Origin of the sequence: Simiduia agarivorans SA1 = DSM 21679 (genome assembly GCF_000305785.2) — a bacterium.
Taxonomy (GTDB): Bacteria; Pseudomonadota; Gammaproteobacteria; order Pseudomonadales; family Cellvibrionaceae; genus Simiduia; species Simiduia agarivorans.
The window spans coordinates 3,236,419-3,254,037 of sequence record NC_018868.3 but is presented as its reverse complement, the minus strand read 5'-3'; the positions used below and the strand labels follow the sequence as shown (position 1 = coordinate 3,254,037).

Here is a 17,619-nt window from a genome sequence, read left to right as displayed (position 1 = left end):
TGGCAAAAAAATGGGGCCTTTGGCCCCATTTTATTCTACTCAGTAAAGCGTTAATCGATATCCGCTTGGCTGGGTAGAATCGGGCTCAAAAATTAATTGATTATTAACCCCCGACACAATGCTGATCATTTGCCCGTCGATCAAATCGACATCGACGGTGGTGGTAGTATCACCCACGGTTTCAGTAACTTCATAAGCCACATAAACGTAGTAGTCATCCGGTGTCAGCGTGGCATTCACCACGGTGCCGGTGGACATTTTTGTTAAGCCAATACCCAATGGCTTATCCACTGCAGGATCGCCGGTATAGCTGTCCGAAGGCACCAGATAAAATTTCAGAAGCTCGGGTTCATCCTCGTCATCCCGCACATCGGCCAGGTTCATGATATTGACCTGACTCTCGTAGGCATTGGTCAGCAATTCACGCACATAGCTCAACACTTTCACTTCGCCATCATAGCGAAGCGTCGCCAGATCACGCCCTTGACCCGCTGGAACCGCCACGTTTACATCTTCGATGATGCTGTCGCTGGCGCCGCTGGCAGTGATGGTCAACGAATAAGTCCCCGCCTCCAGTGCAACAGCAGGAGAAAACTGATCTGCGGCTGCATTGGGGATTGTGGCTTCATCCTGATCGCCCACCAACGCCACATCAACCGAGCCAATATCTTCCAGAGAGTGATAGATCCGCACCTGCCCCTGGGTTTGGGGCACGCCGTAGCTGTACACAAACCCGCTGGCATTGAGCTGATCGACAATCACACCACCTGTCGCAAGATCATCGCGCACACTGACAAAATAGGTATTATTGCGGACAAAAGACATGGGCTCCGTGGTCAGCAGCAGATTACCGGTGTCTGCATCCACCACATACAGGGTGTAGCGACCTTCACCCAGCTCTTCAAACTCGGAGGCCTCCGTTTGACTGATAGTGGCGTGCAAGGTCGCATCTTCCAGCGCGCCACCTTCCGCCCCGTATAACACCTCGATTTGGGCATAGTCCGAGGTAAAATTGAGCACCCGTAAATCAAAATTCAACGCATCGCGGTCAGTGTTGGTCGAATAGGTAAATGTCTTCAGGGCAGGTGCACTGAAATCGCCAGTCATTACAATAAACTGATGCACGCCATCCACTACGGTCAGTGGCTGGTTCAACAAAAGTTGATCGTATTCGCCTGAAACAGCTCCGAGCCGGTATACATTCAGACTGTACTCATTCGGCGTAATCGCCAAACGCTGACTGCCCCGGCCATAACCGGCAACCACATTCCAGTCCTCGCGCTGACCATTGCCGACTAACCGGCCATCGGGCAACTCAAACATGACCTTTGGGCTATCCGCCACCGCGTTATAGAACTGCACGCGGCCAAAAACACCCGAGCTGGAATTCCGGTTATTGTTGTCATCACCCAAACACCCCGACAACACCATGGCCGTCGCCACAGCCAGCGTTCCCAAGGCAAGCAGCCTGTTTTTTAACCAACTCATCATCTATCCCAATCATTACTGACACGCCAATCGGCGGAATGGGCCATTGTAATGGCTTCAACTGGCAAGTCGAGCCTAATCGGCTCGCAGGTGCGGCAAACCGGGCTTTCAGGCCGAAACGGCCATGACCTGCCGGTCGGAAAAGGGCAAGGTCCGCCCTGACCTACACCCTGCCAACAGGCGCCGGGCGCAGCCGGCGCCGGTAGGCGCCACCGGATCAGTGCAAGACCGACAGGCGATAACCCGTGTAGACAGTCTCGTCCGGCTCCAGTATCAATTGGTAGTTGGTGCTGGCTTCCAGGTTTAACTGGGTTTTCTCGGCCGCCAGGTGTTCCTGGTTATCCTCATCGGTGTACATCAGATAAACCGCATAATTACCCGTGACCAGGGTAAAGTTTTCAACGCTGGCAAACTCGATGCCCGTGACCACCTGAGAAGCCGTTTCTTTGGTTTCACCCTTCTCTTCGTTCACAAAATAGGCTCGCAACAGATACCGATCGCCGTCTGCATCCCGTATGTCCGACAGGCTGACCAGATTGATATCGTGCTCATACACCCTTGCGCGCATGTCCTGGCTATACACCAGGGCTGCGACCGCAGCGTTGCTGTTGCGATAAAACAGGACGTTTTTTGCGGCGCCCGGCTGGAGTGACACCAGTTTATTCTGCAAATGGGTTTCATCGGGATTGCCCGCGGCCGAGAGGCGCATCAGATAATCCCCATACGGCAGGGTAATAAATTCAGACAGGGTGTCGATCGCCAGCGCGTTTTCAGCAAAATCCTCGCCTGCTCCCGCCAGCGTCAAATCCACCGCATTCAGATTGTCGATGGACTGGTAAGCCCGGACCTGGGCATTCGCCTCCGGATTGGGATAGTTGTAAACGAACGTAGAGCTGGACATCTGATCCAATGAGATACCGCCGTTAACCACATCATCGCGCACGATGACAAAATAGTTGTAACCACCGGTAAAGGGCACAGACTTGGTTGTTAAAAGGGTATCGCCACTGTCGGCGTCCACCACATAAAACAAGTAATCATCAGCGTCCAGCGCGACAAATTCAGACTGCGCCTGATTGCCCAGAGTGGCCAACAAAGTCGCCGATGTCTGATCGCCATCGGTTGGTCCATAATAAATTTCAAGCTGGGCGTATTCACTGGTGAGATTAAATCCCATCAAGGCCAATTCATCCGATTCCAAATCATCTTCGGGGTCAAATGAGTACTCTGTTAATGTGGGTGCTGAAAACTCACCCGACATAACAAACAACCGGTTTGTGCCATTGGCAATGGTCACTTCCTGGGACAACAATTCCACATAGTCACTGGCATTATCCACATTGGTTCTTTCAATGGAGATCTCATAGGTTTCTGGCTCCAGAGAAATGCGGGATGAGGCATCACCAAAACTCACTACAGACTTGAGACTGGCATCGATTAAAAAACGCGTCGAGGAAGAATTGCTACTGGCATTGTAAAACTGAACCGTGCCATAGCTGGTCGAGTCGCTACTGTCATCGTCGTCATCGTTCAGACAACCGACCAACAAACTCAACACCGAAATAAATGTCAGTGCCTTCAACGCACCCTTAATAGATTTTTCTGCCAACATAGTTGTTCCACTTTTAAATTTTACCCGGCCCATCATGGGCGCCTGACTATAGCCACAGTAAGAGTCAAGATGGGTTAAGAAAGTTCAATTTGTGGAACTAAAACGCAACAATGTGCAAAAAGATGACAAGGCTGGCGGCCGCCCGAGTGGCACGCCTGTGCCAGCCAAACCTGCAACGCAGGCCGGTTAGATCGTCGATCAAGCCCGCGGGCTGCTGCAGCCTTGGCAAGGTAGCTGGCGTCCAATCCGGCACGCGGTTACAAGTGCCATCAGTCAGCTTCGCTAGCCAGCCGCTGCGCGAGCCGGGCGCTGATGCCAGTGGCATACTGCCGGCAAGCGTCGGGCACTGCCAAAGATTGCCGCTCACTCAGTCTCTGCCGCATTTGACTGGCGGAGGGATGCGGCGTTAACAACAAATCGCATTCGAGGTCGGCAAGTGTTGCCAACCCAAGCCGGTAGGCTTGCAGGTATTCAGGGTGTGCATTGAAGCGATACCCCTCGGCGCTGACCGGCGAAAGACTGTCGGCGTACACCAGCGTCGTACACCGGTCCTCTTCGCACGCGCGCCATTGCCAACTCAAGGCTCCGGGCGTGTGGCCCGGTGTGGCGTAGGCCGTTAAACGCAGATTGCCCAGCGCAATCTGATCGCCGTCGTTCACCAGACCGCCAACGCGCGCCACCGGGAAAGACGCCAGCGCGCCCGCCTGCGGGTCGTCCTCGCCTGCGGTACCATTGCGCATTACTGCGGCGGCAGCAGGCGACGCATAGAGCGTTGCACCCGAAAGCGATTGCAAGCTGGCCATACCGCCTACATGGTCAATATGCTCATGGCTGTGCAATAGGATTTTCACATCCGACAGCGAAAATCCGAGCCGGGCAATATTGTCGCGCACAATCACGGCGCCCCGGTCAGTACCGCTGTCGATCAGCACATGCCCGGCATCGCCGGTAATCAATATGGCAGCAATGCCGCAGGTACCTACGTAGTAAGTGTTACCCAATACCCGGAACGGCGGACCCGGTTTATCCCACGCGTCCCAGTCTGCGCAGCTATCTACCCAGTGCTCCGCCGTTACCGCAGTCTGTGCTTGAGTCCCGACCATTGGCATCGCCAGCAGCGCTAACAAAAAAAACTGCAACCCTTTTGGTAAGCCCATTCTGCCTCTTCCTGTTCATCCCATCCATAGCGCGCAGCGCCAAGCCCATCTATAGCGTGCAGCGCCAAGCGAAGTCTGGTTCGTTTTTTTACCCGTCGCCGAAACCATCTTCGCGCGCGCGCACGCTATAAAATCAGTAAATCCAACAAAATCAAATACATACAAGTTGGCACACATTGTGATTTATCCCCTTCACCCTATTACACCCAAGGAGATAAATGCAATGTGGGAACTCGATGACGAACTGGATTTTGAAATGGATTACGAAGGCGGCTGGGACGACGAGCAGGATTTTGAATCTGCCGACGAACTGGAACTTGCCTACGAACTCCTGAGCGCCGGCTCCGAACAAGAGCTGGATTACTTTTTTGGCAAGCTGGTGAAACGTGCGGGCAAATTCCTGAAGTCCAAAACCGGTCGCATGGTCACAGGCGCACTCAAGGGCATTGCAAAAAAAGCCTTGCCCACAGTGGGCGCCGCCGTCGGCAATATGGTGGCACCGGGCATAGGCGGCGCTATTGGCGGCAAACTGGGCAGCTTTGCGTCCAGTCTGTTTGAGATGGAACTGGAAGGTCTGAGCCCGGAAGATGCCGAACTTGAAACCGCCAAGAAAATTGTGCAGTTGGCGAAAGTCGCCGCCAAAAATGCCGAGCAGTTGCAGCGTTCAGCACCGGCACCACAGGCAGCCAAGCAAAGCGTGAAGATGGCCCTGGCACAAATCAACCGCCGAGGTGGTGGCGCTGGCGGCCAGTCCGGTCGTTGGTACCGCAAGGGCAACCGCATCATTTTGCAGAACGTTTATGGCGGGTAACACCATGCACGACGTCGACCTGACTAACGCGGGAGTGCCGGAATCCGCACCTGTTTCCGCACCAGCGAGCGAGCCCGTTACCGATGACTTTGCCCACTGGCTCAACCGGCAGTCGTTCAATCAGTCCTTAGCAGAGATTGCGCCGGTCCTGATTGAACTGCATCAACAGGTGCGCCAGGGCAGCAGTCAGCTTGATGAACCGGCACTGGTAACAGCCGCGCAACTGATCCGGCTCAGATTGCTGGGCGAAAGCCCGGCAATCGAACCGACTGCGCTGGAATGGTCGAAAAAACTTGCGCGCGTCCTCGCGCGCAAGCGTGCCGATAAGCCCACGCCGTTGTTATCACAACTCGCACAATTGCTACACCAAAGCGCGTTATACACACCAGACACAACCCAAGGACCAGGAGATTACCATGCACGCCATTAACCGCACTCGCGTTGATAACCACCCATTCTCCGAGTTTGAAATGGACGAGTTCGACGATGAATTCGAATTCGAAACGGATACTGAATTCGAACATGACGACCCGGCGCAGGCACTCATGCAAGCCACCAGCGAAGAGGAACTCGAATTCAAGTTACTTTCCATGGCGAAAAACGCACTCAAGTCGCGCTATAAAGGCGGCTGGCGTGACAGCCGGGTGGGCAGCGACCTGGGTTCGGCACTCGGACTGGGCGCAAGCTTGTTAGCCAAAAAACTCGGCGCCTCGGATTTACTGACACCCGCCATCGGTGCCGCCGTCAACACCGCAACCCGTGCCGGCCACCGCTATTTCAGCAGCCGCGAACTCGAGTTGGATTATGAGACCGCGAACCGACTGGCCAATGCCATGCACAAGGGCACACGTGCGCTGGTCAACGCCAAAGCGCGCGGACAAACCATTACGCCGGCGTTGGCCCGCAAGGTGTTTTTGTCGGCGGCTCCAACCACCGGCGGTCAGGTCCGGCGCGCAGGCAGGCACCTGATTATCAGCGGAGTCTGACCATGAGCACGAGCAGCCATCAACTGCTGGCCGAGGATGCTCAAGGGCTACTGCACCGGGCACGGAAAGTGGTGAAACTCGGCCACGCCATGCCCATGAGTACCGCTGCCAGCCCGGGAGCCTGGGTGGTTCAACGCCTGGATCACCATATCGGCCAGGGCCTGAAACGCGTTGCGCAAGCGCTTGAGCTGTTTATCCGGCGCGCCAATAGCGATCTGTTTTCGCCGGATCAACTGATGCGCGAATACAGCACGCTGAAAGTGAAGTACAACCTGGTGCTGTCGGAGCTGGACATTTTTGCCGATGCCCTTAACCAGCGCTCAGAAGCCACTTACGGTGCCTGGCTGGGTGGGCTCGATGTAGCCGCCAAGGATGCTCTTCAACTAGCCAACGCAACCCTGGCATTGCCAGCGATGATTTGCTATCTCGATCGCGGCCATGGTGCGGCTATCCGACGGGTGCGCACGCGCCTGCCCAGTGGTGAAGAGAATCCGGTGTCGATCATCCGCATTCCGCGCGAACGGATGGTGGGTGCCGGTATCGCGGCGTCGCTTTACCACGAAGTCGGCCACCAGGGCGCGGCCTTGCTGAACCTGGTGCAGTTGTTCGGCGAACAATTAAGCCGGGGTCAGCATCCCACCAAGGATCACTGGACGCGCTGGCGCTCGGAGATCATTGCCGATGTCTGGGCCCTGGCAAAGCTCGGCTGTGCTGCCACCACCGGTCTGATTTCAGTGATGAGCCTGCCCAAACCCTTCGTACTTAAAATGACCGGTCTCGACGATCCGCACCCCTGGCCCTGGTTGCGGGTGATGCTCAGTTGTCGTTTAGGCTACGCATTGTTTGGCAGCGATCACTTCAAGCGCCTTGAGCAACACTGGCTGCGGGTTTATCCGCTGGACGACGCCACGGCGATTTCGCGCAAAAACGCCGAGCAATTGTTGGCCGCCATGCCCTGGTTTATTGAACAACTGCAAACGCTGCAGGTAAACGGCCAGCCGTGGCTCAGTTTGTTTGATACCGGGCAGGTCAACCCCGTGCGGTTACGCGCGCCCTTGCAACAGTTTTTACGCTATCCGCGCATCATCCGCCACTGGCGGCCAACCCGGGTATTTGCATTGCTTGGTTTAGCACGGCTGGAAAATGCCGTGTCGGCCGAGCGCGAAGCCATGCTATTGGACCAGGCACTGAACTACTGGGCCAGCTCACCCAAGCACACGGATCAGTTTGCCGGTTTTTCCAATCACCCCCTCACTTACCTGGCGGGCGCCAAGTCCCCTGCGGGTATTTTTCTTCCCTCAATGCATCCATCACCAACAGGAGGTGAACGATGAGCAAAGCCAACTCAACCAAGCTAACGGTACACCTCAAGCGCCAGGATGGCGGACTCTTTACCGATAAAGTCCCGCTCGATCTGCACTTGATAACCGACGACGACGATCTGGTGGTTGAAACCTGCGACGCCAAAAAAGGCCGGGCAGAGTTTGAATTCAACGCCGATGAACTGATTAAGCAACACGCCCCGAAATCGGGAGATGGCGTGCTCAGCGTATCGATCCGCGGTTCGGATTTCCGCGAGCTGGCCCGACGAGAAAGTGTCAGCCTGAAAGGCGGCAGCACACTGGAGCTGACACTGGCAGCCGCCGACGCGATGACGCAAGCGCCCATCACCAGCCCCAGACCGGTTTACGGTGGCACCCCGGAAATCCCCCAAACCACCGATCAGGTGCTATGGAAATACATCGAACACGTGAGTGATCAATTGCAATACAACAAGGTGGCCAAACACCTGGAGTCCCTCTGCCACGACGACGAAATTGTGGAACGTTGCCCGGCACTGGTAGATGACTTGTGTGGTCGCGGCACCCAGAGTTATGAAATCATCGACAAAACCATTGAGTGCTATATTGCCAACCTGGCCAAAGGCAAAGTGGACTGGTCGCAATTCGACGATGCCAAAGGCTCTGCGTACCGGCAGTACATGGTGGAGCATCAGGATTACAAAGTGTTGCCCTACATGGAACGGGTATTGCGCCGCATGCAGGATACCGCCATTGAAACCAACCCGTGCCTGACCGACACTGAAGTGACGATCGCACTGGATGCGGTGCGCTATATCACGCCCTGCGAACTGATCTGGAGTTACTGGGTAGAAGAGTCGGGCCTGATGCAATCCATCAACGCCATTGCGCTCAGGTTTCAGAACCGCGCATTGAAAACGGCAGACCCACTGGCCAACCTGAATCTTGATCCGCTGCGTCGACTCAACAATCTGATGTGGGGCTTTATTCAGAAAGAAGGCTCACGCCTGGGGCTTGCGCGCCGCGCCTACGAATACGATCACCACTACGGTTTCAGTATCGAAGGCAAAGCCGTGCCGCCCCTGCATTCGGCTGACAGTCGTTCGCGTTTTTTGCAGGCCTTCCATCAATTGCTGTGGACCTGCTCGCGCTACTTCTTGCAGGTAGACGACCAACGTTATGTGGCGGATGCCTTCCCCGTGCTGCATGCATTGCGCGAAGTCCACATGTTGCTGGCAGAAGGCATGCACAACCAATACGGTGATCTGCCACGGACCTTGCGCAAGGAAATGCTGATTTGCCAATGGCTGTTAGCGCGGCCGGAAATGCGCGAATTTCTGAATACCCGCCCGATGGTGCCGCAACCCGAACCCTGGATGGATCGCGTGGATGTGATGCGTAAATTGCAGGGTTGGGGCGACCTGTCTACCAATCACTTCCGCGAGCTGGCGGTGACCGGCGAGCAGCTGTTGCTGAGCATCCGCTTTGGCAATTGGTCCGATACCGATACCGTGGTGGATGCCAACGCGGCCAACTGGGCCAACCACTGGCGCACAAAAATCCAACGCTACCTGCACGCCTATCGGGCCGCCACTGGTGTCAATCTGGCCTCGGTGCCGGAGGGTGGTCAGGTGAACAGTACAGCGCCCGCCAAACTGCTTAAATCGCGCATTCAGAATCAGGCGGCCTGATCGCCTGTTCGTATCTTTACCAGCCTGCGCTGTGCGCAGGCTTTTTCTTACCACCTGTTTTATACAGCCTTTTTATGCATGATTTTCAGCCAGATAATTCTGATTTATACAACTGCAGCGTGCGTTCACTCACACCCAATAATTGTGCCGCCTGCTTGCAGCTGTCATCACACAATCGCAGGGCGCTGGCTTTGGCCTCGCGCGTAGCACGCTCTTTAATTGCGTCCAGCCCAAGCCCGGCACTGACACTCTGATGAATCCAGTTATCGCCGGTTGCGCTGCGCTCCGGAATGCTACAGGGCATAACCATATCGGAAAGACACGCCTGCGCGGCACCGGCTTCAGGCTGAATCAAACGTAAGCGCTGATAGAGTTCACGCACGTTGCCGGGGTAATGATATTGACACAACCATTGCCGCAGGGGCCCACTGAGCGACACGCCATCGCCGCATCGACTGGCAAAATAATGCTCCGCCAACGGCACAATATCTTCCACCCGTTCGCGCAGCGGCGGCACCATAATCACACAAGCCGCAATGCGGTGATACAGATCCAATCGGAAATTGCCGGCATCTACCGCGCTTTCCAATGCCACGTGGCTCGCACACACAAGACCAAAGGTTGAGGTCATCCATTGATTGCCGCCCACCCGACGGTATTGCCGCTCCTGGATTGTGCGCAATAATTTGGGTTGAATCGCCAGCGGCAGATCGCCAATTTCATCCAGGAACAAGGTGCCATTGTCTGCATCGGCAATCACGCCGTCGCGGCTGCGGTGGGCACTGGTGAATGCGCCGCGTTCATGGCCAAAGAGTTCGCTGCCGGCCAGCCCTTCATCCAGGGTGGTACAATCCAGCGTCGCAAGATCACCGTCGCATCGACGGAATTGGTGATACAGCCGGGCCAACTGCTCCTTGCCGGTACCGCTTTCGCCCTGCAGCAACACATCCACCCCCCGCCGGGCAGCCGTGTACAGGTGGAACAGCACCTGTCGCATACTGGCCGATTGAGCCACCAGCCCCTGGGCGTCGAGCGCACGCTCGATATTGGCTTGCGCTGATGTCAACGCTTGCAACTTTTCTCTTAATGGGTGCACGGGCGAGGCCTGCCGCTCGTCCCACAATAGCCACAAGCTACACCGGCAAGCAAGGCGCCAGAATTTTTCGGTTGGCGCGCCAAACCACAATAGACAATTTAAGCCAACACCCGGCGGAATGACGTCGGGCTCATCGCTGCACGACTCCGAAGCCACCACCAGACAGGGACTCAAGGGAAATGGCTGAGTGCAAACGCTCACTCCCGCCTGTTGCAAACTTTCAAGACATTGCGCCCGGTGACTTTCAGCCACACCCGGCACAACCATGGGATACACAGCCAGCGACATAGCAAACCCATCCATAGGTTTATCGGGGACTGAATTATAGAAAAATTCCGACGATGGCGCGTATGAACCGGGTAGGATTGTGATGCCCGACACTCATACTTTTTATGTTCAACAAGGCGCCATTAATCATTATAAAATGTGGGCAATTTGTCGCTAATGCATCAACTGTTAACGTGGAGAGCACAGCAACCGCGCTATTAGAACAGAAACGCAAAATCAGACTTAGGTGCTGGCACCTTTTTGAGACCGGACGCTAAAAAGCCCGGCTCACGGCCGGGCATCAACACGCTGAGACAGCGTTAACGAGAAAATAGGTGCAGTTTCAAACAAGTTTATTCACACACTGCCCCCGACACCACTACCGCGGGCACGCTGGCGCCTGCGGGTTTGCTGGCCTGAATGCCAAACTCCACGGTTTGTCCCGGCGGTACGCTATTGTTCCATCCCACACTGGTTGCCGTATAAGGATTGGTGCCGGTCACCGTCGCGTTCCAACCGCTGGTTCGGCTGATGCCGGCGGGGTAGGCCCAGTTCACAGACCAATCACTGACCGGCGCCGAACCGTGATTGGTTAAGCGAACCGATGCCACAAATCCAGTGTTCCATTCATTATTGATCACATGCTCACAGGTCACTCCATTGGCAGGCGGTGCCGAGCTGACACTGATGGTTTGCGTGGCCGTTGAACTGGCCGTGCCATCGGACGCTGTTAACACCACCGGGTAACTGCCGGCCACGGCATAGGTATGATTCACGTGCGGACCGCTCGCCAGGTTGCCATCACCCAGATCCCAATCAAACGTTAGCGCATCATTGTCTGGGTCGGTTGAGTCGTGGGCATGCAACATCACATTCAAACCGTTGATGTCAGCACCGATGACGGCAACGGGTGCCTGATTACTGCCTTTCACCGTAATGGCAACGGTGGCCGGCGCAGAAGATTGCCCGTCGTTATCGATGGCAACAAACGCAAAGCTGTCTGTGCCCGCAAAATCCACCGCGGGGGAATATACCCGATCCGCGCCGGCGCCCGATAGACTGCCCGAGGCCGGCGCGCTCACCACATTGAAATCCACTACCTGACCATCGGCATCCTGGCCGCTCAGCGTGATCGCCAACGTTTGGTTGGCGTTGGTGGTCAGTGCTTGCGCATTCGCAACAGGCGGCGTCGGGCCATTGCCGAAGGCCATGTCAATGCAGCCGTGAAAACGCTCATAGGTAAAGTAATTTCGTCCCCATTCACCGTAAACCACGTGGTGTCCGGAGCGCGCCGGCAGATCGCATTGGGTGGTAAACGTTTGCGCCGCTTTATCGGCGATGACCGCCGGGTTAGCTGACGGGTTTTTGTCATCGTAATTCAGTACACAAAACGCCGTCTCTTCAAAGTCGGCCCAGGTGAGCGGTTTGGCTGGGTCAAACACAAACTCGGGTTTGGTAATCCAGTAGCGGAATTCTTCAGTGTCATCAAAATGCGGGCCCCAGGAAATATTCCAGGTGATGTCGACCGGGCCCGCGGTCGCAGGTTGTGTTGGCCATTGGGTTGCCACATCCCACGGCGTGGCACCGCCATTCCAAACCTCGCTGTCAAATCCGCAGACATTTGAGGGCAATGGCGTTACGCCAGCGCGCCCTACATCGTGGGTCAGTACACTCATAAAGGAATAACCGCCCTGCGGGTCGTTTGCGAATGCATCCACACACGCCTGGGTACTCGCCTGGTCCGGCTTTTCATTCAATCCACACACCGCATTGCGGGCGGGCGGATCTACCATCAACCCATGTGCACTCACGCCAGCCGCTGCAATTGCCAGCGGCAATACAGCGAGCCACTTCGATGGGCAATGCGTGTTACTTAAACATTTCATGATGTCCTTCTCCTCGGTAATTGCGCCAAAACAGGTTTGGCAAAAAAAGGCCCGACCGGAGGCCGGGCCATGCTCTGGGAATCAGATACACACGTCCCCGGTGACAGTGGGTACAGGCGCAGCAGTTCCGTCGGGTTTGCTGCCTTGCATTCCAAATTCCACCGTCTGGCCCGGCTGGATCACGCTGTTCCAACTCAGCCCTGTTGCCGAATAAGGATTGTTGCCGGTGACTGTGGCGTTCCAACCGCTGGTGCGTGTCACACCTTCGGGAAAGAGCCAGCTTACATTCCACCCGTTCACCGCTGCGGAACCGTTGTTGGTCAAGCGGATCACCGCAACAAAGCCGGTGTTCCACTCATTCGACACCACAAAGTCACACTGCACGCCAGCAACCGGTGGCGTGACAGTGACCGATTGGATCAAGGTATCGGTATCGATACCATCACTGACGGTTAATGCCACACTGTAGGTACCTGCCGTTGCGAAGGTGTGGTTGGCGTTGACGCCGGTTTTCGTCACGCCATCGAAGCTCCAGCTGTAGGTCAACGGATCACCATCGGCATCGGACGACGCTGATGCGTTAGCCGTAGCGGTGAGACCCGCACTGGTCAGAGTGAAGCTCGCCACTGGCGGCGTATTGGCCGGTGGCGTTACCGCACTGAGCGTGACCGATGAAGTGGCACTCAGGTCATTACCCGCAGAATCCTGCGCGATAACCTCCACCAGGAAATTACCCACCGTCGCGGGCGCTACCAGTTGTGCGGTACCACCGGTAACACCGCTAGCCACTTGACCACCATTAACCAGAATGCGCACGCTGGCGGCGTTGGCCAGTGCGTAGTGCAGGGTAAATGAGCCTGAGGTGTAAACAGTTGTCCCATTGGCAGGGCTTGAGATGGCAACCGAAGGCACAACCGGCTCGCTCACACTCACGCTCACTGTGGCCGGAGCAGATACTGCGCCCAGATTGTCGGTGACTGTGTAAGTAAAGCTGTCTACGCCAAAGAAACCGTTGTTGGGTGTATAGGTGCGATTGGCGCCGGTGCCGGACAGAACACCATGCGCAGGAGCAGCGACCTGATAGCTTGCGACAGTGCCGTCGCTGTCTGAGCCTTTCAGGATGACAGCAACCGGCGTGTCCGCCGCAGTAGTCACCGTTACATTGTCCGCCACCGGCGCGCAGTTGATACTGGTACCCGCGCCGCAGGCCGGTGTGGGTTCAGCGCCCCAGATCAACGTATTGCCACTGTAAAGCGCAATTTTCGGGGCTTTTTTGTCGGCCGCGCCGTAGCTGTCCCATGACGGATCGCCTTCGTTCACCCAGTCAGGTGAATTGCCGGTGGTGGGTAAACTCAAGCGGAACTGCACTTCTTTTTTATGATCGGACTGGCCACCGGGAAAAATGTTGACGCCGGTGAAGTCCACTTCGGTGTAGTAAATATTTTTCGATGGATCTCCCCAGACCTTCAACTGGGAAACGCTGGTGGCCTGCGAATAGGCCGTGCTGACAGTAACATCGGCCGCCGTATAGCCCTTTGCCATCTCCGCGGAAAGGTCGACAAAGTATCGGAACTTCAGCTTATCGCCATTGGCCGCCGGCCACGCGGAACGGTTATACACCTTGGCCGCGATCTCAATGTGACGTGGACCGGTGGCATTGCTTTTAGCCTCCACAAAATATTCCAGGTCGCGTACTTCTTTGGCAGGAAACTGGCTTTCAGCAATCGGATTACCGCCAAAATCCAAATACAAACGCGCCAGGGCGCCGGTAAAACCCGAGTTGTAATCGGTCGCCACTTCGTTGGCAATGTAGTCACCCCGGTCGTCCACATAGGCATCACCGGTACCCGGTCCACCCACCAGCGCACCCACCAGCAAGTGTCGCGAATCTGTCGGGTTTTGCAGGCTGTCAGCCCAGGTGCCGTGTGCGCCGCGGTGATGCGGATTTTTGGGGCCATTGGCGGCCATGCCTATCTGGTAAGGAATACCCATGGGGTTGTCGCCCAGAATGTATTCCAGCTGGCCTTTGGCAAAATTGTAGTAGGTGGAAACGCGCGGGTTGGCGGGGTTTTTACTCTTCAGGTAATCGGAATAGATCAATGCAATAAACGACGTGTTTGCCGCGTACCGGGTCGCGCCCCAGGTATCCAGCTGGGCCAGACCGCCGGCGGTGTATTTTACGCGGGCGGCGTTATAGCCTGTAGTCCAATAGTCTAACCAACGCTCCGCATCCGCCTCGTATTGCGCATCGCCCGTGAGCTTTGCCATCAATACATAGGAGCCATAGCCTTTGTCATCCCAGGCATGGGTCCACTTGTAGGATTTAACGGTGGATTGCTGCTCCGTGTTGAGATTGGCGTATGCGACTTTCGCCGAATTCAAATAGCCCGCTTCACCGGTGGCTTTGTGTAACCAGATAGCAGACCACACCAGCTCGTCGTTGTAGCCGCTCCAGGAGTTATAAAAGCTTTTGGCATCGGTAATACAATCGCTGTACTTACCTTTGTAGGTATGCGCAAAGGTATAGAGCTCGCGTGCATGACTGAGCAACGTAGCGGCGTAAGCCGGGTCGTCCGCTTTAAACACCATACTGATCGCTGCCAGCGCGGCGGCCGTTTCACCCGCCAGGTCTGAACCCGGGCAGCTTGCATCAATTTTATAGGAGGGGCGCGTGCTCGCGGCGCGATCGGTCAGGTGAATTACTTCTGGCGAACCCCACCAGGCATGATCGGCACTGCCACTGCCCACCTGGCCGTAAAGTTCGTTAGGTGCGGTATGCGCACTGACAAAATAGTCAGCCACAAAACGGAGGTTGTTTTTAATATGAACCATCTGGCCGGCTTGGGTATAGGCCTCTGGATACTCCAAGACACCCCATGCGAGGAGGGTCGCAGAGGCCGCCATCGGAAAGCCGAACTTCACGTGGTCACCCGCGTCAAACCAGCCGCCGGACAGATCCACACCCACATCGCTACCATCCTGCAATACAGAATCGCCACGCCATTCGTTGCGGTTCCAGGCAGGCAGCTTGCCTGCTTGCTGCGCCTCGTAAAAGTAGATGGATTTTTGCAGCGCTTCACCATAGTTGGGTGTTGCTGCTTGCACACCGGCAGAGGCAGCAAATGCCACTGCGCTGAACAAGGCTTTTTTCAAATATTGCTTTTTCATAGACAGAATCTCCCCGCACCCGCCGCAGAATGCGGCGGATCGGATTTCATTGATTAAATAGGTCAGGTTGCAGTGGATTACAGACCGATTGGCCGAGCCCCACCGTTCAGGTAATGTTGTTTCACCGTTATGCCGTTGGCGCCCAATGGCACTTCGTGATCAAGGCCGATATAAGCGCCGGCTGCGTTTTGCCAGAGTACCGGTTCAAGCACCTTGTATTTGGCCTCATCCCAGTTGGTCCAATCGCCAGTGAGCAATCCGCCGGTGTCACCCGAGTTAGGGTTAAGGCACCAGAAGGTGTGATGGATTTTGTAGTCATTCATCAACTCCCTGAGGGCCAGCATCCATTTTTCGTTGTCGCCACCATCAAGGAAGCCGCCCCACTCACCCATCAGCAGTGGAGAAATACCCTGGGTATGAATGTAAAGCCAGTTGTCCTGCCATACGTCATTGATCAGCGTTTCCTTCGAAAAACCGGGATAAAACCAATCCTGCGCAAATACCAGCGGGCCATAGTCATGTGGCGAATACATGATTTTATTCTGGTGGCCGGGCACTAACACTGGATGATCGGCAACACCGCGCAAATTACCGCCCCACCAGTTGAAATGGTACGACTTCTCATTTTTCGAATCCCAACTCAGGCCGTCTATCGGGTACACCTCAATGCCCTCGATCATGATCAGTATTTCGGGATTCGCTGCCAGCACCGCCTTTGCCGTTTTTTCCGACACATGCTTCCAGTTATTGGCATCGGTTGAACCATCCCACTTGGCAAATACTGTATCGCTATGCGCCTTGCCATGCGGCTCGTTTTCCAGGTCAAACGCGACAATGGTGTCGTCGTTTTTATAACGTTCGGCCAACCATACCCAAGTGTTTATAAAGTCAGCCTCGGTGATATTGCCCTTGGTCCACAGGGGCTGAACGTGACCCGAGTTATCGGCTTCGGCTGAATGCGCATCCAGCAGGACCTTTACGCCATACTTTTTGCACGCGGCCAGAAACGCATCAAATACCTGCAGGCTGTTCATGCCTGTCAGCTCAGGGTTGGCATGGGTGTTGATGTTAATCGCCTTGAACTGACCCGCCATCCACTCCTTAACCAATTCGGTCGAGAATGGCACGCGCACCAGATTTATACCTCTGTCGGCCATAGCTTTAACTGTCGCGTCGAGATTAACGCTCCACAGCCCATGGAAGACACGCTCGGTGGTATTAAAGCCAAACCAATTGGCGCCGGTAAGCCAGACCGGCTGACCAGATTTATTGACAATGGTATTTCCGGACACGCTCAACCAGTCGTCACCGGGCAAACCATTTCCAGGGGTTGGGGTTGGTGTAGGCGTTGGGGTCGGTGTGGGCGTAGGTGTTGGTGTCGGGGTTGGTGTCGGGGTTGGTGTCGGGGTTGGGGTTGGCGCAGCACCTCCGTTAAAAACGATATCCACTGGCATCATCGCATTGCCCGGCGACCCGATAAAACCGAAATTGACACTCTCGCCCGGATTGATTGCACCGTTGTAATCGAGATTACCGATCACATAGGTATTCCCGGTCTTGGATATGATACGCGCGTTCCAAATCTGATCGATAGTAAAACTGGCACCAAATGTAATGGTCCAACCGTTAACGGCGCCCGCTTCATCATTGGTGATTTTGGTGTCACCCTGAAACGCGCTGCCCCAGTCGCCGGACGCAGACATTGAAACCTGAGCGGCCTCAGCGAAAGTGGCAAACAGGCCAGCCATCGCCATACCTAATATTTTTCTCTTCACTTTTTATGCTCCTGTTATTCGTGTTATTCACAGATAATTGGTCTGATCAGTTTCCACCAATTACCTGCGCACAAAGTAACAAGCACTTACGCCATTGGCGTCTCACTCCCTGCGCTGCAAAAAATCATACGTTTATATTTGCGCAAACACGTACACAATCACGCCAAGCTGAACCTTTCTTCGTTTTTCTGAACGTTGCAAAACGCGTTTCCAGTCACAATTCTCTGTAACTTTTGTGAACAGTCCCCTCAAATCTATGAGACCAATTACCGGCAAGCAACTTGCGAATCATGGAAAATTGTCATATTGTCTTTTTGACCTTTTGATGGCACGCGAGTGCTGCTTCGAGGCTGAAAAGCACAAGTTTCCCAAAGGAAACAA

The 17,619-nt window shown here is 55.3% G+C and carries 12 protein-coding genes; 5 read left to right on the top strand and 7 right to left on the bottom strand.

All coding sequences use genetic code 11. From position 1 onward, the window contains the following. Positions 1–39: 39 nt before the first annotated feature. The 3 genes from M5M_RS14690 to M5M_RS14680 form a co-directional block, all read right to left on the bottom strand. Positions 40–1,488 carry a DUF4397 domain-containing protein gene (locus tag M5M_RS14690; RefSeq protein WP_144062476.1) on the bottom strand — a complete coding sequence of 483 codons (1,449 nt, stop codon included), beginning with the start codon at positions 1,486–1,488 and terminating at the stop codon, positions 40–42. A 217-nt stretch (positions 1,489–1,705) separates the two neighbouring features. Continuing rightward, positions 1,706–3,100: a DUF4397 domain-containing protein gene (locus M5M_RS14685; RefSeq protein WP_016389641.1), complete on the bottom strand. Its 1,395-nt coding sequence runs from the start codon at positions 3,098–3,100 to the stop codon at positions 1,706–1,708. A gap of 269 nt (positions 3,101–3,369) precedes the next feature. Then, a complete protein-coding gene (locus M5M_RS14680) occupies positions 3,370–4,257 on the bottom strand; it encodes a subclass B3 metallo-beta-lactamase SAM-1 (RefSeq protein ID WP_015048279.1) in 888 nt (295 codons plus the stop codon). Between the two features lie 223 nt (positions 4,258–4,480). Between M5M_RS14680 and M5M_RS14675 the strand changes: the two genes are divergently transcribed. Genes M5M_RS14675 through M5M_RS14655 form a run of 5 tightly spaced genes read left to right on the top strand, consistent with a single transcriptional unit; the run spans position 4,481 to position 9,046 of the window. Then, positions 4,481–5,068, top strand: a complete 588-nt coding sequence (locus M5M_RS14675; protein ID WP_015048278.1) for a hypothetical protein — start codon at positions 4,481–4,483, stop codon at positions 5,066–5,068. 4 nt (positions 5,069–5,072) lie between these two features. Continuing rightward, complete coding sequence (locus M5M_RS14670) at positions 5,073–5,498, top strand: hypothetical protein (RefSeq protein WP_144062474.1); 426 nt, start codon at positions 5,073–5,075, stop codon at positions 5,496–5,498. Continuing rightward, positions 5,485–6,054, top strand: coding sequence for a hypothetical protein (locus M5M_RS14665; RefSeq protein ID WP_015048276.1), 570 nt, complete (start codon positions 5,485–5,487; stop codon positions 6,052–6,054). Before M5M_RS14670 ends, M5M_RS14665 begins: the two co-directional genes overlap by 14 nt. Positions 6,055–6,056: 2 nt before the next feature. Then, positions 6,057–7,388, top strand: a complete 1,332-nt coding sequence (locus M5M_RS14660; RefSeq protein WP_015048275.1) for a hypothetical protein — start codon at positions 6,057–6,059, stop codon at positions 7,386–7,388. Continuing rightward, positions 7,385–9,046, top strand: a complete 1,662-nt coding sequence (locus M5M_RS14655; protein ID WP_015048274.1) for a hypothetical protein — start codon at positions 7,385–7,387, stop codon at positions 9,044–9,046. The genes M5M_RS14660 and M5M_RS14655 overlap by 4 nt, the downstream gene beginning before the upstream one ends. A gap of 85 nt (positions 9,047–9,131) precedes the next feature. On the opposite strand, the gene M5M_RS14650 is transcribed toward M5M_RS14655, so the two are convergent. From M5M_RS14650 to M5M_RS14635, 4 genes are all read right to left on the bottom strand, one after another. Next, complete coding sequence (locus tag M5M_RS14650) at positions 9,132–10,121, bottom strand: sigma-54-dependent transcriptional regulator (protein ID WP_162141172.1); 990 nt, start codon at positions 10,119–10,121, stop codon at positions 9,132–9,134. 641 nt (positions 10,122–10,762) lie between these two features. Further along, entirely contained in the window at positions 10,763–12,295 is a 1,533-nt protein-coding gene (locus M5M_RS14645; protein WP_015048272.1) for a lytic polysaccharide monooxygenase, read from the bottom strand. A gap of 81 nt (positions 12,296–12,376) precedes the next feature. Continuing rightward, positions 12,377–15,463 carry a glycoside hydrolase family 9 protein gene (locus M5M_RS14640; RefSeq protein ID WP_015048271.1) on the bottom strand — a complete coding sequence of 1,029 codons (3,087 nt, stop codon included), beginning with the start codon at positions 15,461–15,463 and terminating at the stop codon, positions 12,377–12,379. Between the two features lie 77 nt (positions 15,464–15,540). Next, positions 15,541–17,238: a cellulase family glycosylhydrolase gene (locus M5M_RS14635; RefSeq protein WP_016389636.1), complete on the bottom strand. Its 1,698-nt coding sequence runs from the start codon at positions 17,236–17,238 to the stop codon at positions 15,541–15,543. Positions 17,239–17,619: the final 381 nt, after the last annotated feature.